The sequence below is a fragment of the Ideonella dechloratans genome (assembly GCF_021049305.1).
In the GTDB taxonomy this organism is placed as follows: domain Bacteria; phylum Pseudomonadota; class Gammaproteobacteria; order Burkholderiales; family Burkholderiaceae_C; genus Ideonella; species Ideonella dechloratans.
This window is the reverse complement of the sequence record NZ_CP088081.1, coordinates 1,509,404-1,528,853: the sequence shown is the minus strand read 5'-3', so window position 1 is coordinate 1,528,853 and position 19,450 is coordinate 1,509,404. Positions and strand designations below refer to the sequence as shown.

General features: G+C 70.0%; 15 protein-coding genes and 1 tRNA gene. 6 read left to right on the top strand and 10 right to left on the bottom strand.

Annotation, left to right across the window (positions count from 1 at the left end):
• Positions 1-297: 297 nt before the first annotated feature.
• The gene (locus tag LRM40_RS07155; protein WP_151124036.1) at positions 298-2,838 is read left to right on the top strand and encodes a PAS domain S-box protein; all 2,541 of its coding nucleotides are present in this window, start codon (positions 298-300) and stop codon (positions 2,836-2,838) included.
• Positions 2,839-2,950: 112 nt separating this feature from the next.
• Here LRM40_RS07155 and LRM40_RS07150 read toward each other — a convergent pair.
• The 5 genes from LRM40_RS07150 to LRM40_RS07130 form a co-directional block, all read right to left on the bottom strand.
• Positions 2,951-3,041, bottom strand: a tRNA-Ser gene (locus tag LRM40_RS07150).
• A gap of 153 nt (positions 3,042-3,194) precedes the next feature.
• Positions 3,195-7,478: a DEAD/DEAH box helicase gene (locus LRM40_RS07145; RefSeq protein ID WP_151124035.1), complete on the bottom strand. Its 4,284-nt coding sequence runs from the start codon at positions 7,476-7,478 to the stop codon at positions 3,195-3,197.
• A gap of 28 nt (positions 7,479-7,506) precedes the next feature.
• On the bottom strand, positions 7,507-8,826 hold the full coding sequence (gene serS, locus LRM40_RS07140) for a serine--tRNA ligase (protein ID WP_151124034.1): 1,320 nt from the start codon (positions 8,824-8,826) through the stop codon (positions 7,507-7,509).
• Positions 8,827-8,916: 90 nt separating this feature from the next.
• The gene (gene ispH / locus LRM40_RS07135; RefSeq protein ID WP_231067776.1) at positions 8,917-9,888 is read right to left on the bottom strand and encodes a 4-hydroxy-3-methylbut-2-enyl diphosphate reductase; all 972 of its coding nucleotides are present in this window, start codon (positions 9,886-9,888) and stop codon (positions 8,917-8,919) included.
• Positions 9,889-9,895: 7 nt separating this feature from the next.
• The gene (locus tag LRM40_RS07130) at positions 9,896-10,339 is read right to left on the bottom strand and encodes an FKBP-type peptidyl-prolyl cis-trans isomerase (RefSeq protein ID WP_151124032.1); all 444 of its coding nucleotides are present in this window, start codon (positions 10,337-10,339) and stop codon (positions 9,896-9,898) included.
• Positions 10,340-10,441: 102 nt separating this feature from the next.
• Here LRM40_RS07130 and radC point away from each other — a divergent pair, with 102 nt between their 5' ends.
• Together radC and LRM40_RS07120 are read left to right on the top strand one after the other, a co-directional pair.
• Positions 10,442-11,116, top strand: coding sequence for a RadC family protein (gene radC / locus LRM40_RS07125; RefSeq protein WP_151124031.1), 675 nt, complete (start codon positions 10,442-10,444; stop codon positions 11,114-11,116).
• Between the two features lie 75 nt (positions 11,117-11,191).
• Entirely contained in the window at positions 11,192-11,857 is a 666-nt protein-coding gene (locus tag LRM40_RS07120) for a Smr/MutS family protein (protein ID WP_151124030.1), read from the top strand.
• 3 nt (positions 11,858-11,860) lie between these two features.
• Here the strand turns inward: LRM40_RS07120 and LRM40_RS07115 are convergent, their stop codons facing one another.
• Genes LRM40_RS07115 through LRM40_RS07105 form a run of 3 tightly spaced genes read right to left on the bottom strand, consistent with a single transcriptional unit; the run spans position 11,861 to position 13,742 of the window.
• Positions 11,861-12,277, bottom strand: a complete 417-nt coding sequence (locus LRM40_RS07115) for a group II truncated hemoglobin (protein WP_151124029.1) — start codon at positions 12,275-12,277, stop codon at positions 11,861-11,863.
• Positions 12,277-13,077 (bottom strand): MinD/ParA family protein, encoded by an 801-nt coding sequence (locus tag LRM40_RS07110; protein WP_151124028.1) that lies wholly within the window; start codon positions 13,075-13,077, stop codon positions 12,277-12,279. Before LRM40_RS07110 ends, LRM40_RS07115 begins: the two co-directional genes overlap by 1 nt.
• Positions 13,074-13,742, bottom strand: a complete 669-nt coding sequence (locus tag LRM40_RS07105; RefSeq protein ID WP_151124068.1) for a GGDEF domain-containing protein — start codon at positions 13,740-13,742, stop codon at positions 13,074-13,076. The genes LRM40_RS07110 and LRM40_RS07105 overlap by 4 nt, the downstream gene beginning before the upstream one ends.
• 303 nt (positions 13,743-14,045) lie before the next feature.
• On the opposite strand from LRM40_RS07105, the gene LRM40_RS07100 reads away from it, so the two are divergent.
• Genes LRM40_RS07100 through LRM40_RS07090 form a run of 3 tightly spaced genes read left to right on the top strand, consistent with a single transcriptional unit; the run spans position 14,046 to position 16,793 of the window.
• Positions 14,046-14,918 (top strand): CheR family methyltransferase, encoded by an 873-nt coding sequence (locus LRM40_RS07100; RefSeq protein ID WP_151124027.1) that lies wholly within the window; start codon positions 14,046-14,048, stop codon positions 14,916-14,918.
• Between the two features lie 13 nt (positions 14,919-14,931).
• Complete coding sequence (gene cheD / locus LRM40_RS07095) at positions 14,932-15,618, top strand: chemoreceptor glutamine deamidase CheD (RefSeq protein WP_151124026.1); 687 nt, start codon at positions 14,932-14,934, stop codon at positions 15,616-15,618.
• Between the two features lie 35 nt (positions 15,619-15,653).
• The gene (locus LRM40_RS07090) at positions 15,654-16,793 is read left to right on the top strand and encodes a protein-glutamate methylesterase/protein-glutamine glutaminase (protein ID WP_151124025.1); all 1,140 of its coding nucleotides are present in this window, start codon (positions 15,654-15,656) and stop codon (positions 16,791-16,793) included.
• A gap of 45 nt (positions 16,794-16,838) precedes the next feature.
• Here LRM40_RS07090 and LRM40_RS07085 read toward each other — a convergent pair whose 3' ends face one another.
• The gene (locus LRM40_RS07085) at positions 16,839-18,185 is read right to left on the bottom strand and encodes a glutamine synthetase family protein (protein ID WP_211372989.1); all 1,347 of its coding nucleotides are present in this window, start codon (positions 18,183-18,185) and stop codon (positions 16,839-16,841) included.
• A gap of 22 nt (positions 18,186-18,207) precedes the next feature.
• Positions 18,208-19,446, bottom strand: coding sequence for a radical SAM family heme chaperone HemW (hemW, locus tag LRM40_RS07080; protein ID WP_151124024.1), 1,239 nt, complete (start codon positions 19,444-19,446; stop codon positions 18,208-18,210).
• Positions 19,447-19,450: the final 4 nt, after the last annotated feature.

Sequence of the window (19,450 nt, the reverse complement as noted above, 5' to 3'; positions counted from 1 at the left end):
GCGCGGCTTCGCTGCGTCTGCGAACGCGGACAGGGGAGGCGGGAGGACAGGGCATTCGGTCTATCGGCAGGACAAGGCTCGCCAGGGGAAGGCGGCAGAAGATTCTTGCCCAGCGGGCGCTCGCCACGGCCCCCCCTGGCGGGAGGGCCCATCCCGGGCAGGGCTTTTCATCCCCCATGAATTAGGGGTAAGCCCATCGAATGCCAGATGTAACGTACGCGTACGCTACAGGGTTTGCAGTCAGATCGCTGGCCTCCCGGTGTGCATTCGAGCACGGGAACGGCCAGGGCCGCCCTCATGAGCCACGCCACCCCGGACTTCGAAGCAGACTTCCCTGCCCAGCCCCTGTTGGATGCCCTGGACAGCGCCATCAGCCTCCTGGCCTTGAGCGAGGTCTCTCCGGACCGTCGGCCCGGGCTGGTGAGCCACCTTCGAAGCCTGGGACAGTGGCTGTCCGAGCATGGCGGTCCGGCCTGGCGCGCGCCGGGACAGGCCTTGCAGGCGCAGGCCCCCGGGCTGCTGGGCCAGGACTACCGAAGCACCCGGTTCGAGTTGCTGAACTTGCTCCACCAATGGCGGCAGACGCTGGCAGGCGCACCCAGCGCCCCCGCCGCCGAACCGGAGGACACAGCCCTCACGCCGACGGGACAGACCGAGCGCATGGCGCTGGACGAGCACGCCATCTTCAGCGTCACCGATCGCCAAGGGGTGATCACCGAGGTGAACGACCGCTTCTGCCAGATCAGCGGCTACCGACGCGAGGAGCTGATTGGCCGCACCCACGGCCTGCTGCGTTCCGGCCGCCATCCGGACAGCTTGTACCGGGAAATGTGGGGAACGATCACGCGGGGCGACGTGTGGCAGGGGGTGCTGTGCAACCGCAGCAAGGCTGGCCGGTACTACTGGGTGCAGTCCACCATCGTGCCCATTCGGGGCGAACAAGGACACATCACGGAGTTCGTGTCCATCCGGACCGACATCACCGCGCTCAAGGAGATCGAGGAGCGCCTGCGCCTGCTGGAGCGTGCCACCCAGGGCAGCCGGACCGGCATCCTGATCGTGGACCGCTGCCACCCCGACATGCCGGTGGTGTGGGCCAACCAGGCCGCAGCCCGGCTCGCGGATGTTCCCCCCGCACAGTTGCTGGGCCCCCTCTGCCCGGCCGGCAGCACCGACTGCGCCCCCACCTTGCTATCGTTGCGCACGCACATCCAAGCCCATGCCGCCGGCAACGACACGGTGCGCTTCCGCCCCCATCCTGACCAGGTCATCGAGCTGCGCTGCTCCCCCATCCACAGTGACGACGGGATTCACACCCACGGGCTGATCCTGCTGGAAGATGTCACCGAGGCCGAGCGGCAGAGCCAGCATCTCGTCCAGGCACAGGCCCGCTTGCTGCAGGCCCAGCACAGCGCCCAGATGGCGCACTGGGTCTACGACGCCCACTGCCAGCAGCTGACGGGCAGCGCCTTGCTGAACGAACTGCTGGGCACGGATGGCCTCGGCGGCGCCCTGTCCCTGCCCCGACTCCACGGCGGCGTGCTGCCGGACGATCGCCTTGCGGTGCTGCGAGGTCTCGCAGCCCTCAGACGCCAGGGCACCACCCAGGTCAGCTTCCGGTATCGGCATCCGAGCCTGGGCACTCGCCACCTCGTGGTCACCGGCACGCTGGAGCTCCTGCCTGGCCAGCCCCGGCGCTGGATCGGGACGGTCCAGGACCTCACCCGACTGCGACAGGCCGAGGCGCGGGCGCAAAAGTTTGCCCAGGTCTTCGACCACACCGACCAATGCGCCTGCATCACCGAGATGGACGGCCGCATCCTGCATGTGAACCGGGCGGCACGCCAGTTGCTGCGATTGGAGGGCGGCGATCTGTCACAGCTTCGGCTGCGCGATCTGATCCTGCCCTCCGAACGCGAGGAGGCCCTTCGCCAAGCCCGCCAGATGGCCAAGCAGGGCGGTCGCTGGAGCGGCCTGCTCCGCCTTCAGTTGGCCGACGGCGCGATGCTCAGCGTTCGCCACGACACCGGCGTGGTCACCGACCGGCAAGGTCAGGCGCGCTACCTGTACCACCTCTTCCAGGACTGCGCGAAAGACCTGCGCCACCACGAGGAACTGCTGGAGGCCAAGCTGAGTGCCGAGCGGGCCAACGAAGCCAAGACCAGCTTTCTCTCGCGGATGAGTCATGAGCTGCGCACCCCGCTGAATGCCATCCTCGGCTTTGCGCAACTGATGGATCTGGACCCTCCAGCCGATGCCCGGCACGCGGGCTATGTCCGCGAAATCCTCACGGCAGGGCGCCACCTGCTGACGCTCATCAACGACGTGCTGGATCTGTCGGCCGTCGAGGCGGGCCGGGTCACGGTCGACTGCCGGCCGTTGGCCATGGGCGAACTGCTGCGCGAGTGTGTCAGCCTGATGCGCCCGCTGGCAGATGCCCGAAGAATCGCGCTGACCTTGCCTCCCGAACACGCAGTGCGAGTGCGGGCGGACCGGACCCGGCTCAAGCAGGTGCTGCTGAACCTGCTGTCCAACGCCATCAAGTACAACCGGGAAGCCGGCGCGGTCCGGATCTCCGTGGTTTCCGCAACGGCCAAGGTGCGCATCACGGTGGGCGACACCGGTCCCGGCATCCCCCCCGAATTCCGCGCCCGCTTGTTCCAGCCCTTCTCGCGTCTGCGCCAGGAGGGACAGACAGTCGAAGGACACGGCATGGGCTTGGCCGTGTCCCAGCGCCTGATGGAGGCCATGGAAGGGCGGATCGGCCTGTCCGAGACGCCGTCCGGCCAGGGCTGCGAGTTCTGGATCGAGTTGCCGCGCGCGCCCGCTGCCGATTGAACCCGCCTGACGGCGTCGACATATGGCAGACGCCTCCAGACGCAAAAAAGCCCCGTCTGGCGGGGCTTCATGCCGTTTCAGCGGTCTTCTGCAGACGGCGCCGAAACGCTTTTGGCGGAGAGGGAGGGATTCGAACCCTCGGTACGTTATTCACGTACGCCTGATTTCGAGTCAGGTACAATCGACCACTCTGCCACCTCTCCTGAAAGCGGCGTTTTCAGGTGCTTCGAGAAGCGTTCCTGAAGACTTTCACCCTGGGGTGGTCACCACCGAGTGAAGCTGTGCATTCTAGCGCAGGCTTTTGAAGTTCAGCAAGCGGCTCGCGTGGGAATCTCGCCCACCGCCTCCAGCCGCGCTCACGACGACTCGTCCGGCCAGGCCTGCTCCCGCATCAGCGCGATCAGCTCCTCGCCCGAAGGCAGCGCACCGCCATCCTCGCCCGCCAGCATCAGGTCGGCCAGTTCGCGCTTGTCGCGATGCAGGGTCAGGATCTTCTCTTCCAGCGTGCCTTCGGTGACCAGACGGTAGACCGTCACCGGCCGTTGCTGGCCGATGCGGTGGGCCCGGCCGCTGGCCTGGTCTTCCACCGCCGGGTTCCACCAGGGGTCGGCGATCACCACATAGTCGGCCACGGTCAGGTTCAGGCCGAAGCCGCCGGCCTTCAGGCTGATCAGGAACAGGTCGCCCACGCCGGACTGGAAGGCATCGACGCGTTGCATGCGCTCGGCCGCGGGCGTGCTGCCGTCCAGGTACTGGTAGGCGATGCCGGCGGCGTCCAGCGGCGCCTTCAGCAGGGCCAGGAAGTCGACGAACTGGCTGAACACCAGAGCCTTGTGGCCGTTGGCCACCAGCTCGGCGGCCAGCTCGCCGAAGGCCTGCACCTTGGCGCCCACCAGGCTCAGTGAGGGCGTGACCAGGCGCGGGTCGCAGGCGGCGCGGCGCAGCCGGGTCAGCCCGGCCAGGATGTTGAACTGGGCCAGGCCCGGCGCGTCGCCGGTCAGGCTGCGCTCGGCGGCCACCAGGGCGTCGCGCCGCAAGGCCTCGTAATGGGCCTGCTCGGCGGCGTCGGGCTGCACCTTGAGCACCAGCTCGGTCCGCGGCGGCAGGTCGTCCAGCACCTGGGCCTTGGTGCGACGCAGGATGAAGGGCGCGATCAGGCGGCTGAGCTGCCGGCGCGCGGCCTTGTCGCGCTGACGTTCGATGGGGCCGGCAAAGCGCTCGTTGAAGCGCGCCAGCGTGCCCAGCAGGCCGGGGTTGCAGGCCTGCATGACCGACCACAGCTCGCCCAGCCGGTTCTCGATGGGCGTACCCGACAGCGCCAGGCGAAAGCCCGCCTGCAGACCGAACACGGCCTGGGTGCGCTTGGCCGCCGCGTTCTTGATGGCCTGGGCCTCGTCCAGCACCAGGGTGGCCCAGGGCCGCTCGGCAAAGGCTTCGGCCTCGGGCTGCAGCAGGGCGTAGGACACCAGCAGCACCTGGCCCGGCCGGTCCAGCGCGCGCTGGGCGGCCCGGTCGGCGCCCGACTCGCCATAGACCTGCACGTCCAGCGAGGGGGCGAAGCGCCGCGCCTCGGCCCGCCAGTTGCCCACCAGCGAGGTGGGGGCCACCACCAGGGCCGGGCCCTGGGCGGCACGGGCCAGCAGCACGGCCAGGGCCTGCAGGGTCTTGCCCAGGCCCATGTCGTCGGCCAGACAGGCGCCCAGGCCCGCGTACGACAGGCGCATGGCCCATTCGAAGCCTTCTTCCTGGTAGGGCCGCAGCGTGGCCTGCAGGGCCTTGGGCAGAGCCGGCACCCAGGCCCGCGCCTCGTCCAGACGGGCGAGTTGCCGGGCGAAGGCCTCGTCCACCTGCACGCTCAGGTCTTCGGTCAGTTGCTGCAGCCAGGGCGCGGCCAGCTTGGGAATGCGCAGCGTGGCCAGGTCGTCCTTGCCGGCCCGCAGCCCGGCCACAGCAGCCAGGGCGTCCAGCCGCTCCTTGAGCTCTTGGGTCAGGGCCAGAACGCGGCCTTCGCCCAGCGGCACAAAGCGGCTCTTGCGCCCCTGCTGCAGGGCCACCAGCTGCTGCAGGCCCAGCACCAGTTCCTCGTCCACCGCCAGTTCGCCCTCCAGCGCCAGCCATTCCTGGCGGGTGTGCACGCGCAAAGTCAGGGCGGCGGTGCCGCGGCTGTCCACGCGCAGGGCCTGGCCCTGGGGCCAGTCCAGGGCCTGCAAGGCGTTGAGCGGCTGCAGGCGTTCCAGCACGGCCAGGGCCTGCTCGGGCTCGTCCAGCGTCCATTCGCAGGGGGCGCCCTCGGGTGCGGCGGCCAGCAGCGGGCAGGCCTGCAACACGGTGTCCAGATGGGCGCGCTCGGCCGCCAGGTCGCGCTGCACGCCCAGCGATTCACCGCCCAGCGTGGCCACCAGCCGGGCCCGGCCGCTGCCGGGCACCAGGCGCGGGCCCTCGGTGGCAAAGTCCGGCCCGAAGGGCGCCGCCACCAGGCGCAGCTGCAAGCCCTCGCCCACCGGCACCAGCTCGGCGCGCAGCCGGGCATCGGCCGGCAGCTCGCGCGCGGCCTGGGCCGTCTGGGCATCGTCGCTGTGGATGCGGAAGTGCGCCCCCAGGCCGGTCAGCACCTGCTGCAACTGCCCCGCGCCCTGCGGCGGGATGTCCAACCCCTCGGGGCCCAGCAACTGAGCCACCCGCTTCTGGGCCGGGGTGAGACGCACCAGCCGCGCCCGGCGCGGGCCATCGCGCACCACGCAGATCAGGCGCAGCGCCTCCAGCTGCTTCTGCTCGGTGGCGCTGCCGCCCCAGCGGGCCTGGGCCTCGTCCGCGGCCACCTGCATGGGCGGCCACAGGCGCACCCGCAGGCGCTCGCCCTCGCGCAGCACCTCCAGCTCGGCGCTGGCCTCCTGCAGCTCGATGGGCTGCTCCGGGTCTTCGGACAGCGCGACGGACGGGTGGCCCACCAGCGCCGCCACGGCGGCCGGCAGATCGAAACGGACGTCGCGGCCGTAGCGCTCCTGCTGCAGGGTGCGGGCCACCGCGGCATCGGCCGGCGGCAGGGCCTCGGCCCCACGCTGCAGGCGCGACAGAGGCACCTCCTTGAGCTTGCCCCAGCCGCGCGCGCCCTGCTTTTGCTCCAGGGCCAGCAGGTCCAGCACCGCGCCGCGGGCGTCCAGTTCCAGCACCCAGCGCAGGCGGGTTTCGGTGGCCGCGGCGGGCTCGGCCGGCGTGGGCGCGACGATGCCCTGCAAGGCCTCCAGGGCCTGCTGCCACTGTTCGCGCGGGCCGGCAATGAAGAAGCCCGCCGGGGGCTGCTCGCCCTGCAGCACGGCCAGGGCGCCATCCAACTGGGCCACGGCAACCTGCTGGCCGGCGGCGCGCAGGCGTTGGCGCAGTTGATCGGCCGCCTCCATCTCGGCCGGCAGCAGGGTCTCCGGCAAGGCGCCTTCCTTGAGCCAGGCGCGCATCAGCCAGCGCCACAGGTCCAGCGGCGAGACCTGCACCCGCCCGCCCAGGGTGTAGGGCCGGAAGCTGCCCAGCTCGCGCCGGGCCTCACCCTGGCGCATCTGGATGGCCAGGGCGATGAAACCATAAGGGCTGTCCAGCACCGGCTCGCGCTTGCCGCCCTCGCCCAGGCAGAACTTGAGCGCCGTGGCCAGGTCGGCCGCCGTGCCGCGAGCCAGCAGGGCCAGCACATAGGCGGTGCCCACCTGCTGGGGCAGCAGCCGCGTGCGCCGCCCGGTGAGTTTGCGCAGGTCGGCCAGGGCCTGCTCGGTGCCGACGATGCAGGCATCCCACTGCCCCGCCTGCGCGGCCAGCAGGGCCCGGAAGGCGCCGTGCAGCGCCACGCGCCCAGGCAGGGCGGCGTCGTCGGGCGTGCCGCTGGCCTGCAGGGCCGGCGCCACGCAGGCCTCCAGCCACTCCCCCCGCCCCTGGGCGCACAGCCACTCGGCCTGGGTCCAGCGCAGCAGGCCCAGCGCGGCCGGCTCGCCGGGGCCGCCGCGGGCCAGCAGGCCGCTGACGGCGGCATTCAGGTCCAGGCCCTCGGGGGCGGGCAACAGGTTCAGGCAGCCGGCCACGGCGTCCTGCAGGACGATGGCGGCCACCTCGGGCGCCAGCCAGGGCCAGGTGGCGTCGTTCAGCACGGGGCCCACCGCCAGAGGCAGCACCTGGTCCAGGCGGTCGCAGCCCCAGGGCAGACGGGGCTCCAGGCCCTTGAGCTCCAGCAGGGAAGCGCCGGTCAGTGCCTCCAGTCGAATGCGCGCCACCGCCGCGTCCACCGAAGGCAGGCGGGTGTCGCCATGGCGGCTCAGCGCCAGCAGCGGGTAGCCGTCGCAGCGCGCCAGGGTGTCGCGCAGGGTTTCGGCCGAAGCGGTGTCCAGCAAGGCCTGCCAGGCCGGCGCCACCGCGGCCGGCTGGAGCGACCAGTAGCCGGTGCGGCGCAGGTCCTGCGCCACCCAGCCGCCCTGCCCCAGCGCATGCAGGGCCTCGCGCACCTGTTCCTGGGTGGGGCGGCGCTCGCCGGCCGCGCGCAGCGCGGGTTCGGCCAGGGCCTCGAAGACCCAGCTGCGCGGGCGCGCCACCGCGCCCAGCGCCAGCGCGCCCAGCACCGCGCGCGCCAGGGGCGGCAGCGCAGCGTGGGCCTCGGTCGTCACACCGGACAGGATGGGCGGCCCGGCAGGCTCAGGCCTGCAGGACGGTCAGGCCGCCCAGGTAGGGCTGCAGCGCCTCGGGGACGGCGATGCTGCCGTCGGCCTGCTGGTAGTTCTCCAACACGGCCACCAGGGTGCGGCCCACCGCCAGGCCGGAGCCGTTGAGGGTGTGGACCAGCTCGGTCTTGCCCTGGGCGTTCTTGAAGCGGGCCTGCATGCGGCGTGCCTGGAAGTCACCCATGTTGGAACACGAGCTGATCTCGCGGTAGGTGTTCTGCGCCGGCACCCACACTTCCAGGTCATAGGTCTTGGTGGAACCGAAGCCCATGTCGCCGCTGCACAGCAGCACGGTGCGGTAAGGCAGGCCCAGGGCCTGCAGCACGGCCTCGGCGTGGCCGGTCATCTCCTCCAGCGCGGCGTTGCTGTGCTCGGGTGCAACGATCTGCACCATCTCGACCTTGTCGAACTGGTGCTGGCGGATCAGGCCACGGGTGTCGCGGCCGGCCGATCCGGCCTCCGAGCGGAAGCAGGGGCTGTGGGCGGTCAGCTTGATGGGCAGTTCATCGGCCGCCAGGATGCTGTCGGCCACGGTGTTGGTCAGCGTGACCTCGGCGGTGGGGATCAGGTACCACTTGCTGCTGGCGGCCTCGGCCGCGCCGGAGGTGACGTGGAAGAGGTCCTGCTCGAACTTGGGCAGCTGGCCGGTGCCCTGCATGGTCTTGCCTTGCACGATGTAGGGCGTGTAGCACTCGGTGTAGCCGTGGCGGGTGGTGTGCAGGTCCAGCATGAACTGGGCGAGCGCGCGGTGCAGCCGGGCGATGGGGCCGCGCATCACGCTGAAGCGCGAGCCGCTGAGCTTGGCGCCGGTCTCGAAGTCCAGGCCCAGGGGCGCACCCAGGTCCACATGGTCCTTGACCGGGAAGTCGAAGGCACGCGGCGTGCCCCAGCGGCGCACTTCCACATTGGCGGTCTCGTCGGCGCCCACCGGCACCTCGGCCTGGGGCAGGTTGGGCACGCCCAGCAGCATCTCGGCCATCTCGCCCTGCAGGGCGTCCAGACGGGCCGCGCCGGAGGTCATCTCGTCGGCGATGGCGGCCACCTCGGCCATCAGCGTGCTCACTTCGGCTGCGGTGTCCTCACCCTTGGCGGCTCGGCCCTTGAGCATGCCGATCTGCTTGGACAGGCTGTTGCGCTTGGCCTGCAGCTCCTCGGTGCGGACCTGCAGCTGCTTGCGCTCGCCTTCCAGGGTCTTGAAGCGGTCGACGTCCAGGAAGGGCTGGGGGTTCTTGCGGGTCTGGAGGCGGGCCACGACGGCGTCCAGGTCGCGCCGCAGCAGGCTGATGTCGAGCATGGTGTGTTCTTTCGGGGAATTCGGGAAATTGTAGGCAGAGGGGCGCGCGCCGGCGCCGGCCCCTCGTGTGGAATCTGCGGGATTCCGGCCTCAGGATCGCGAGGCGGCGAACTCGGCCATGGACTTGTCCCCCAGCCCCTTGGGCAACGGGAACTCGGTCGTCTCCTTGACGCCGGGCATGTGCCGCACCGACACCGAGCCCAGTTCCTTGAGCCGGGCGATCACGGCCTGCACCAGCACATCGGGGGCAGAGGCGCCGGCGGTCAGGCCCACGCGCGGCCGCCCAGCCAGCCATTCAGGCTGCAGGTCCGAGGCCGAATCGACCATGTAGGCCGGCGTGCCCAGGCGCTCGGCCAGCTCACGCAGACGGTTGCTGTTGGAGCTGGTGGGGCTGCCCACCACGATGACCACGTCCACCGCCGGTGCCAGCACCTTGACGGCGTCCTGCCGGTTCTGGGTGGCATAGCAGATGTCCTGCTTCTTGGGCTCGCGCACCTGCGGGAAGCGGGTCTTCACCGCGGCCAGGATCTCTGCCGCGTCGTCCACGCTGAGCGTGGTCTGGGTGACCACGGCCAGCTTGTCGGGGCGGGTCACCGGCACGGTGGCCACATCCGCGGCATCTTCGACCAGGAAGATGCCCTCGTGCAGCTGGCCCATGGTGCCTTCCACCTCGGGGTGGCCCTTGTGACCGATCATGATGAACTGGTAGCCCTCCTTGGAGAGCTTGGCCACTTCCACATGCACCTTGGTCACCAGCGGACAGGTGGCGTCGAAGACGCGAAAGCCCCGCGCCGCCGCCTCGGTCTCCACGGCCTTGGGCACGCCGTGGGCCGAGAACACCAGGGTGGCGCCTTCGGGCACGTCGGCCAGGTCCTCGATGAAGATGGCGCCCTTGGCCTTGAGGTCGTTGACCACATAGGTGTTGTGCACGATCTCGTGGCGCACATAGATCGGCGCGCCGTGGATCTTCAGGGCGCGCTCGACGATCTCGATGGCCCGGTCCACGCCGGCGCAGAAGCCGCGCGGCTCGGCCAGCAGGATGTCGCCCGGTTGTGCGTTCACCGTCATCTCAGAGCACCCCGATGACCTGGACCTCGAAGGTCACGGCCTGCCCGGCCAGCGGGTGGTTGAAGTCGAACACCGCGCTGTCGCCCAGCAGCTCGCGCAGCACGCCAGCGAAACGGCCCTGGCCGTCCGGCGTGGGGAACTCCACCACGTCACCGACGTTGTACTCGGCTTCCGGATCGCCATGCTCGCGCAGCAGGGCCAGGCTGACGCGCTGGACCATCTCGGGGTTGCGCTCGCCGAAGGCCTCGCCGGGCGCGAGGGTGAAGCTGGCGCGCGCGCCCTCTTCCAGCCCCAGCAGCTTGGCCTCGAAGGCGGGCGCCAGCTGGCCGCTGCCCAGCATCAGGGTGGCAGGCTGGTCATTGAAGGTGGTGACCACATCCGCACCGTCGGGCCCGGCCAGGCGGTAGTGCAAGGTGAGGAAGGATCCCGGCTGGATGGTATTCACAGGGTGTGGCTCGCGCTGATAGTCTGGCCCGATTTTACGGGGCAGGCCGTGGCGCCCGGGGCACACCGGGAACGCGGTCTTTCCCCGCCCGGGGAGCGAGGAATGTCATTGAAGGATCTGCCCGCGGCATTGCGCCCGCGGGAGAAGCTGTTGGCCCAGGGGCCGGCGGCCCTGGCGGACGCGGAACTGCTGGCCCTGCTGCTGCGCACCGGCCTGAAGGGCAAGGGCGTGCTGATGCTGGCCGACGAGCTGCTGGGCCACTTCGCCGGCTTCGGCGGCCTGCTGCAGGCCCAGGCGGAGGACTTCCGCCGCATCAAGGGCCTGGGCCCAGCCAAGCGGGCCGAGCTGGCCGCGGTGATGGAAATGGCCCGCCGCGCCCTGCGCCAGCCGCTGGAACGCGGCCCGGTGTTCGACTCGCCCCGCACCGTGAAGGACTACGTCAGCCTGCACCTGGCCCGGCGCGAAAAGGAGGTCTTCGGCGTGCTCTTCCTGGACAGCCAGCACCGCCTGATCGAGTGGCGCGAGCTGTTCACCGGCACCCTCACCCAGACCAGCGTCTACCCGCGCGAGGTGCTGCGCCAGGCCATGGACCTGAACGCCGGCGCGGTGATCCTGGCGCACAACCACCCCTCGGGCCTGGCCGAGCCGTCCAAGGCCGACGAGTTCCTCACCCAGTCGCTCAAGACGGCGCTGCAGATGGTGGACGTGCGGGTGCTGGACCACCTGGTGGTGGGCGCCGGCGAGGTGGTGAGCTTCGCGGAACGCGGGCTGCTCTGAGTCCGGCGAGGCCCTGTCATCGGCCCGTGTCTGCCGGCTGTTGTAGGCTAGCGCCTTGCCAGAGGAAGACATGCGATGAAGGGACACGGACTGCAGGACCTGGGCCGCTTGCGCGCCGAGCTGCGCCGTGCCGAGGCTGAAGCGCAAGCCGAACGCGCCCGCCTGGCCGCCGAGCAGGCCCGCGCCGAAGCCGAGCGCCACCTGTTCAGCCGTGCCGTGGGCCCTGTGCAGCCCCTGCGGCGGGCCGACCGGGCCGTGGCCAGTCGCCCTCTGCCCGAGCCCATTCCCCGCCAGCGTGAGCTGGACGAGCAGGCGGCACTGAAGGCCGCCCTCTCGGACGAGGTGGATGTGGAATCCCTGCTGCTGACCGACGATGGCCTGAGCTTTCGTCGGCCGGACATCGGCCCCGACGTGGTGAGCAAGCTGCGCCGCGGCCACTGGAGCATCCAGGGCGAGTTGGACCTGCACGGCCTGCGGCGCGACGAGGCCCGCGAGGCCCTGGCCGGCTTCATCCGACAGGCCCACCAGCACAGCCGCCGCTGCCTGCGGGTGGTGCACGGCAAGGGCCTGGGCTCGCCAGGGCGCGAGCCGGTGCTCAAGGCCAAGGTGCAGCGCTGGCTGGCCCAGCGCCAGGAGGTGATCGCGTTCGCGCAGGCCTCAGGCCCGCAAGGCGGGGCGGGCGCGCTGATCGTGCTGCTGGGCAGCCGGCGCCACGGCGCGGCGAACACCCCCGGCGCCTGAAGCTCAGTTCGGCCGGTTGCGCATCCAGTCGGCGGTCTCGAAGAGCGAGCGCTCCAGCCGCGTGCGCAGCCCGGGCTCGATGCCCTGCTCCTCCATGGCCTGGAACATGCACGCCAGCCACTGGTTGCGTTCCTCCACGCCGATGGAGAACGGCAGGTGGCGGGCGCGCAGGCGCGGGTGGCCGAAGCGGTCGATGAAGTGGTTGGGGCCGCCCAGCCAGCCACACAGGAACCAGAACAGCTTGTCGCGGGCGTCGTCCAGCGTGCTGCCGTGCACCGAGCGCAGCAGCACGTAGCGCGGCTCCAGGTCCATCAGGTCGTAGAAGCGGTCCACCAGGGCCCGGATGGCGGGCTCGCCCCCCAGTTGCTCGAACGGCGTGGGGCCGGGGGTGGGGGTGTTCTCGGTGTCGTCGGTGCTCATCAGGCGCTCAGGCGGGTGGCGGCAGCCACCATCGCTTGAGCGGCCGGGCTGCCGGGGAAGCATTCCAGCAGCAATTGTCGGCGAGCCACCGCATCCCGCACCGCCGGGTCCGAGGGAATCTCACCCAGGAACTCCAGTTTGACGGGGGCGTCCAGACCAGGCGTGACGTAGCGGTCCACCACCTGCTGCAGTTGGCCGCGGATGGTCCGCCCCTCACCGGGCCGGTTCACCTGGTTGATCAGCAGACGCAGGTCGCGCCGGCCGTGGCTGGTGGCCAGCACCTTGATGGTGGCGTAGGCGTCGGTCAGCGAGGTGGGCTCCGGCGTGCTGACGATCAGCACCTCGTCGGCCAGCGAGACGGTGTAAAGCACCACGTCGGAGATGCCCGCGCCGGTGTCCAGCAGGATGCGGTCGAAGTGGGGACGCATCTGCCGGATGACGTCCAGCAGCTTCTCGCGCACGTCGGGGGTCAGGCGCGAATACTCGACCATGCCCGAGCCGGCCAGCAGCACCGAGAAGCCTCCGGGGGCCGGCATCACCGCATCTTCCAGCGAATGCTTGCCGGTGAAGACGTCGTGCAGCGTGATCTTGGGAAAGAGGTTCAGCACCACATCCAGGTTGGCCAGGCCCAGGTCGGCGTCCAGCACCAGGACCCGCAGACCCTGGCGCGCCAGGGCCGCCGCCAGGTTGGCCGAGGAGAAGGTCTTGCCCACCCCGCCCTTGCCGCTGGTGATGGCGGTGATGCGGGCCTGCCGCGTGGAGCCCGCAGCGGGCGCGGACAGATTCGGGAAAGAGCTCATGCGTCGTTGTCCTCCGGCACGGCGCCGCCGAAGAGCAGGCCTTTCTCCTCGGCACTCACCGTGGAGACGGGCGTGGGTTCCAGACAGGTGCGGTTGCGGCCCTCGGACTTGGCCCGGTAGAGCTGCAGGTCGGCACGTTCGATCCACAGGGAGGCGGTCGAGCGCACCCACTGCGGCGCAAAGGCACCACCGATGCTGACCGTGACACCCAAGGCTTGGGAGGGGCTGATTTCGATGATGCGGTTCTCGATGCGGGTGCGCAGGCGCTCGGCCACGGTCGACGCGAAGGCCGGCGCACAGTTGGGCAGGATGACGGCGAACTCCTCGCCGCCGATGCGAGCCGGCAGGTCCATCGGCCGCACGCATTCCTGCAGCGTCTCGGCCACCGCCGTGATGACCAGATCGCCCACCCGGTGCCCGTAGCTGTCGTTGACCCGCTTGAAGTGGTCGATGTCCAGGATGAGGAGCAGGGCCGGCTCGCCTGAACGGGCCACCCGGTCGATTTCACGCAGCAGCGCCGCCTCGAAGGCCCGGCGATTGGCCAGCCCGGACAGCGCGTCCCGACTGGAGAGGTCGCACAAGGCGTCGATCAGCCCCTGCAGCCAGGCCACGCTGCCCGGCGCGCCGCACAGGTCGCCGTGACCGGACTGCTGCAGCAACTGCATCGCATGGTCCAGCCGCAGGGTGCCGGGATCGGCCAGCGCGCGGTGATTGGTGATGGTGTTCACAGATTCACAGAGTGTGTGAAAAGACGGACATCTGTGGGGGGTTCGATGCAGTCTAGCAGTGAAGAACTGGCCGACAGATGCCGAAATAGGGTGGTGAACGCCCTTCAACTTCACCCCTCATGACGCCGTGGACTTCGCAACATTGCAGGCACAGAACATCCGGTCAGACCGGGGCACCCGCCGCCTGCCTGTCCGTCCCGCGTCCAACCCGTCGGTCCGTCCGCCAGCCCTGAAGCCTTCATGACTGCCTCCCTCGACGCCACGCGCGCACTCGCCCCGGTCTCCGACGACGACACGATCGACCACGAGTTCAGCTTCGGCCCGGCCGATTTCGAACGGGTGCGCAAGCTGATCTACCAGCGCGCCGGCATCAGCCTGCACGATGGCAAGCGCGCCATGGTCTACAGCCGGCTGTCGCGCCGCCTGCGCGAAACCGGCCACCGCAGCTTCAAGGACTACCTGCAGTGGCTCGAAGGGGTCAGCGGCCCGGCCGGCGAGCAGGAGTGGCAGCAGTTCATCAACAGCCTGACCACCAACCTGACCTCCTTCTTCCGGGAAGAGCACCATTTCCACGCGCTGGCCGAGGCCCTCAAGGGCTTCAAGGGCAAGCCGCCGCGCATCTGGTGTGCCGCGTCTTCCACCGGGGAGGAGCCCTACTCCATCGCGATGGTGCTGGCCGAGGTGCTGGGCGAGCACTGCGGGGCCCGCCTGGTGGCCAGCGACATCGACACCAAGGTGCTCTCCACCGCCCGGCGCGGCGTGTACGCCGCCGATGCGCGCGGCCTGTCGCCGGAGCGCCTGAAGCGCCATTTCCTGCGCGGCACCGGCGCCAATGCCGGCTTCATCCGCATCAAGCCGGAACTGGCCAAGATGGTGGACTTCCGCCCCTTCAACCTGATGACCCCGAACTGGTCGATGGGCGAGCCCTTCGACATGGTGTTCTGTCGCAACGTCATGATCTATTTCGATCACGACACCCAGCGCACCGTGCTGCGCCGCATCCATGACGTGATGCGTCCGGGTGGCCTGCTCTTCGTCGGCCATTCCGAGAACTTCACCGATGCCCGGGACTGGTTTGTCCTGCGTGGCAAGACCATCTACCAGCGCGTCTGAACGGAGCCCGTCCATGGCCACCCTGCCCTCCTCGTCCCTGCGCACGGCAGCCCCTCCCATGCCCAATCCGGCGGCGCTGCCCAACCGCACGGCTCGCCTGGAGCGCCTGAAGGCACAGTCGCGCAAGCCGGGCGAGGCGTCCTTCTTCTTCTACGACGCCCACTTCAAGAACGAGGCGGTGAAGGTGCTGCCCGGCGAGTACTACGTGGACAACGAGGACATCCTCGTCATGACCACGCTGGGCTCCTGCATCGCCGCCTGCCTGTGGGACCGCAACGCCCGCGTGGGTGGCATGAACCATTTCATGCTGCCGGAAGGCTCGGGCGATTCCGGCCGCTATGGCAGCTACGCCATGGAACTGCTGATCAACGAGATGATGAAGCGGGGCGCCTCGCGGATGACCATGGAAGCCAAGATCTTCGGTGGTGGCGCCGTGATCAGCGGCATGAACACCATCAACGTCGGCGAACGCAACACCAAGTTCGTCACCGACTTCCTGGCCACCGAGCGCATCCCCATCGTGTCCAAGGACGTGCTGGACATCTATCCCCGCAAGGTCTGCTTCCTGCCGGCCAGCGGCAAGGCCATGGTCAAGCGTCTGGCCCCTGCCAGTGCCGACGCCCTGGTGGCCCAGGATCGCCTGGCCGCGCAGCGCGCCGCGCCCGCCGCCACCGGCGGCGGCTCGATCGACCTGTTCTGAACCCCATACCGACAAGATCCCGGAGGACCGACAAGATGGCCAAGACACGCGTGGTGGTGGTGGACGATTCCGCCCTGGTGCGCAGCCTGCTGAGCGAGATCATCAACCACCAGCCGGACATGGAGTGCATCGGCGCGGCCGCCGATCCCTTTGCCGCGCGGGAGATGATCCGCAACCTGAACCCGGACGTGATCACGCTGGACGTGGAGATGCCGCGCATGGACGGCATCGACTTCCTGTCCAAGCTGATGCGCCTGCGCCCGATGCCGGTGGTGATGGTCTCCACCCTGACCGAGCGGGGCGCCGAAGTGACGCTCAAGGCCCTGGAACTGGGGGCCATCGATTTCGTGGCCAAGCCCAAGATCGGCATCGCCGACGGGCTCAAGCAACTCGGCGAGGAAATCACCGACAAGATCCGCATCGCCGCCAAGGCCCACATCAAGCGCCTGGCGCAGCCGGCCCCTGCGCGCCCCGCCTCGGCCGTCGGTGCCGTGGCTGCCGTGGCGGCGGTGGCCTCCCCCGCAGTGGCCGGCGGGGTCGCGCGCCCGGCGCCCACCTCGGGACTGGGACGGATCTCCACCGAGAAGATCATCTTCATCGGTGCCTCCACCGGCGGCACCGAAGCCACCAAGGAGGTGCTGCTGGGCCTGCCGCCCGACGCGCCGGCCGTGGTCATCACCCAGCACATGCCCCCGGGCTTCACCCGCAGCTACGCCGCGCGGCTGGATGGCCTGTGTCGCATTCGGGTCAAGGAAGCGGTGGATGGCGAACGGATCCTGCCCGGGCATGCCTACATCGCCCCGGGCGGTCTTCACCTGAGCGTGGAACGTTCCGGCGCCAATTACATCGCCCGCGTGCGCGACGGGGAACCGGTGAACCGGCACAAGCCGTCGGTGGAAGTGTTGTTCGAGTCCGCCGCCCGGGTGGCCGGCCCGAACGCCTTCGGCATCATGCTGACGGGCATGGGCGCCGATGGCGCCAAGGCCATGCGGATGATGCGCGATGCAGGCGCCTACAACTACTGCCAGGATGAAGCCAGCTGCGTCGTGTTCGGCATGCCGCGCGAAGCCATCGAAGCCGGCGCGGCCCATGAGGTGCTGCCGCTCACGCAGATCGCTCCGCACCTGATGGACAAGCTGCGTCAGACCCACGGCGCCTTGCTGCATCGGGTCTGAGGCCGGCCGCCAGCGGCTTCCGCCGCGGCAGCCGAAGGTCCTGCTTCAAGCCTGTCCCACGAGATAGCGACGCTCCCAGGCCGTGATCTCCGCCTGGAAGTGGTCGTGCTCCAACTGTTTGACGGCCAGGTAGGCGCGGATGAAATCCGGCCCCAGCAGTTCCTGCGCGTGGCGGCTGCCCGCCAGGCGCTGGTGCGCTGCCATGAACGTCTGCGGCAGCTCATGCGCCTGCTGGTAGCCATCGCCCACCAGGGGCTCGGTCGGGCTGCACTGGGTCCGCAGGCCGGCCAGCCCCGCGGCCAGCGAGGCCGCGATGGCCAGGTAAGGATTGGCGTCGGCCCCGGCCAGGCGGTTTTCCACCCGCCGCGCCGCTGGCGCGCTCAGGGGCACCCGCAGGCCGGCGGTGCGGTTGTCCTCGCCCCACTGCAGGTTGATGGGCGCCTGGCTGCCGCTGACGTAGCGCCGATACGAGTTCACGAAAGGCGCGAACAGCAGCACCAGATCCGGCAGGTACGCCTGCAGGCCGCCGATGTAGTGCGCAAAGGCCGGCGTGGCCTGGCCCGCTTCGTCGCTGAAGATGTTGCGCCCCTGGGCATCCACCACGCTCTGGTGCAGGTGCATGCTGCTGCCCGCCTCGCCGGCGATGGGCTTGGCCATGAACACCGCGTTCATGCCATGGCGCAGCGCGATCTCCTTGGCCGCGTACTTGAAGAGAAAGGCCTGGTCGGCCACCTGCAGCGCATCGCCGTGCAGCAGGTTGATCTCGTACTGGCTGCAGCCCACTTCGTGGATCCAGGTGTCGGCCGCAATGCCCAGCGTGTCCAGCGCAGCCTGGAAATCATCCCAGAACGGCGCCAGGGCGTTGAGCTGGTTCATGCTGAAGGCCGATTGCCCCACTTCCACCTGCCCCGCCCGACCGCGCGGAGGCCGCAGTGCCTGGGTCGGGTCAGTGCAGGCCTCGGTGAGGTAGAACTCGATCTCGGGGGCCACGACCGGTGACAGGCCCAGGGCGGCATAGCCGGCCAGCACCGTCTTCAGCACCGAGCGCGGGGCGAAGGCACAGAGCTCGCCGTTGAGTTCGACGCAGTCATGCACGGCCAGGTAGCGCGGCGCACTGGCCCAAGGCGAACGCCGCAGCGTCGTCATGTCGGGCACCAGCCGCACGTCCGGATCCGCATCGGGGAAGATGGGATCGTAGGAGTACTCACCCGTGACGCACTGCATCGGAATGGCCTGCGCGATGCGCAGCTCCTGGCCCCGCGCGAAGGCGGCCGCCGGCATCAGCTTGCCGCGCGGGTAGCCCGAGACATCGGGAAACAGGCACTCCACATCCCGCACGCCCTCCTGCAGAAAGCGTTGCTGGAGGTCGTCGGCGGGAGGTTGGCGGTTCATGGTCGTGGCCCGTGCGGGGGTCTCAGAGGAAGAGCTCTTGCAGATCGCTCAGGAAATCGAAACCGCGCTCGGTGGGGCGCAGAAGAGGCCCTTGCGGCGTCTCCAGTCGCTCAAGCAGGCCGCGTGCCACCGCCTGCTCCACCGGAGCGGCCAGGGCCGAAGGCGGCAGGCCGGTGCGGTCCGTGAACAAGGCGAGCTCGAAGCCCTCGCGCAGGCGCAGGGCGTTGAGCATGAACTCGAAGGGCAGCGCCTTGCGGGCCACCTCCTGCTCGTTGGACACCGCCTTCCCGGCCAGGGCCTCGCGCATGTAGGCGGCCGGCTCTCGCCACTTCACCTGGCGCAGCACCCGGTGCGGAAAGCTCAGCTTGCCGTGCGCCCCTGCGCCCAGGCCCAGGTAGTCGCCGAACTGCCAGTAGTTCAGGTTGTGGGTGCAGCGATGACCCGGCCGGGCATAGGCCGAGACTTCGTAGCGCTCCAGCCCGGCGTCGTCCGTGAGCGCCACCAGGCGGTCCAGCATCTCCGCGCTGACGTCCTCGTCGGGCAGCACGGGCGGCTTGAGCGCGAAGGCGGTGTTGGGCTCCAGCGTGAGGTGGTAGAGCGACAGATGCGGCGGCGCGAAGGCCAGCGCGGTGCGCAGGTCGGCCTCCAGGCCCGCCATGTCCTGCCCCGGCAGGGCGTACATCAGGTCCAGGTTGAAGGTGTCGAACACCTCGGCCGCCAGTTCGGCCGCCGCCAGGGCCTGTCGGCGGTCATGCACCCGTCCCAGGGCCTTGAGCTTGGTGTCGTCGAAGCTCTGCACGCCGATGGACAGGCGCGTGACGCCCGCCTCGCGGAAGGCCCTGAAACGCGCGGCCTCGAAGGTGCCGGGATTGGCTTCCAGCGTGACCTCGCAGCCCGGCAGCAGCGGCAGCAGGGTGCGCAGCTCACTGAGCAGGCGGGCGATGCCCTCCGGCGAAAACAGGCTGGGGGTCCCCCCGCCCAGGAAGACGCTGTGCACGCTGCGCCCCCAGACCAGCGGCAGGCTGGCTTCCAGGTCGGCGCGCAAGGCGTCCAGGTAGCGCGCCTCGGGCATCTCGCCCGCCGTGACGGCATGCGAGTTGAAGTCGCAATAGGGGCACTTCTGCAGGCACCAGGGCAGGTGCACATAGACCGACAGCGGCGGCGGCGCGCCCAGTTGCAGCGTGCCCGGGCGCAGATAGCGGTCGGGCAGCGCCAGCGTGCTGCGCTCCGCCGGATGGCCAGGGGTCGGGGCGTCGGTCATGCGG

Bases quoted from the DNA above. Each gene is read 5' to 3' on its own strand.
- LRM40_RS07155 (WP_151124036.1), top strand. From the start codon at position 298: ATGAGCCACGCCACCCCGGACTTCGAAGCAGACTTCCCTGCCCAGCCC.
- LRM40_RS07110 (WP_151124028.1), bottom strand. From the start codon at position 13,077: ATGAGCTCTTTCCCGAATCTGTCCGCGCCCGCTGCGGGCTCCACGCGG.
- serS (WP_151124034.1), bottom strand. From the start codon at position 8,826: ATGCTCGACATCAGCCTGCTGCGGCGCGACCTGGACGCCGTCGTGGCC.
- LRM40_RS07120 (WP_151124030.1), top strand. From the start codon at position 11,192: ATGAAGGGACACGGACTGCAGGACCTGGGCCGCTTGCGCGCCGAGCTG.
- cheD (WP_151124026.1), top strand. From the start codon at position 14,932: ATGGCCACCCTGCCCTCCTCGTCCCTGCGCACGGCAGCCCCTCCCATG.
- LRM40_RS07105 (WP_151124068.1), bottom strand. From the start codon at position 13,742: ATGCAGTTGCTGCAGCAGTCCGGTCACGGCGACCTGTGCGGCGCGCCG.
- LRM40_RS07115 (WP_151124029.1), bottom strand. From the start codon at position 12,277: ATGAGCACCGACGACACCGAGAACACCCCCACCCCCGGCCCCACGCCG.
- LRM40_RS07100 (WP_151124027.1), top strand. From the start codon at position 14,046: ATGACTGCCTCCCTCGACGCCACGCGCGCACTCGCCCCGGTCTCCGAC.
- radC (WP_151124031.1), top strand. From the start codon at position 10,442: ATGTCATTGAAGGATCTGCCCGCGGCATTGCGCCCGCGGGAGAAGCTG.
- LRM40_RS07090 (WP_151124025.1), top strand. From the start codon at position 15,654: ATGGCCAAGACACGCGTGGTGGTGGTGGACGATTCCGCCCTGGTGCGC.
- hemW (WP_151124024.1), bottom strand. From the start codon at position 19,446: ATGACCGACGCCCCGACCCCTGGCCATCCGGCGGAGCGCAGCACGCTG.
- LRM40_RS07085 (WP_211372989.1), bottom strand. From the start codon at position 18,185: ATGAACCGCCAACCTCCCGCCGACGACCTCCAGCAACGCTTTCTGCAG.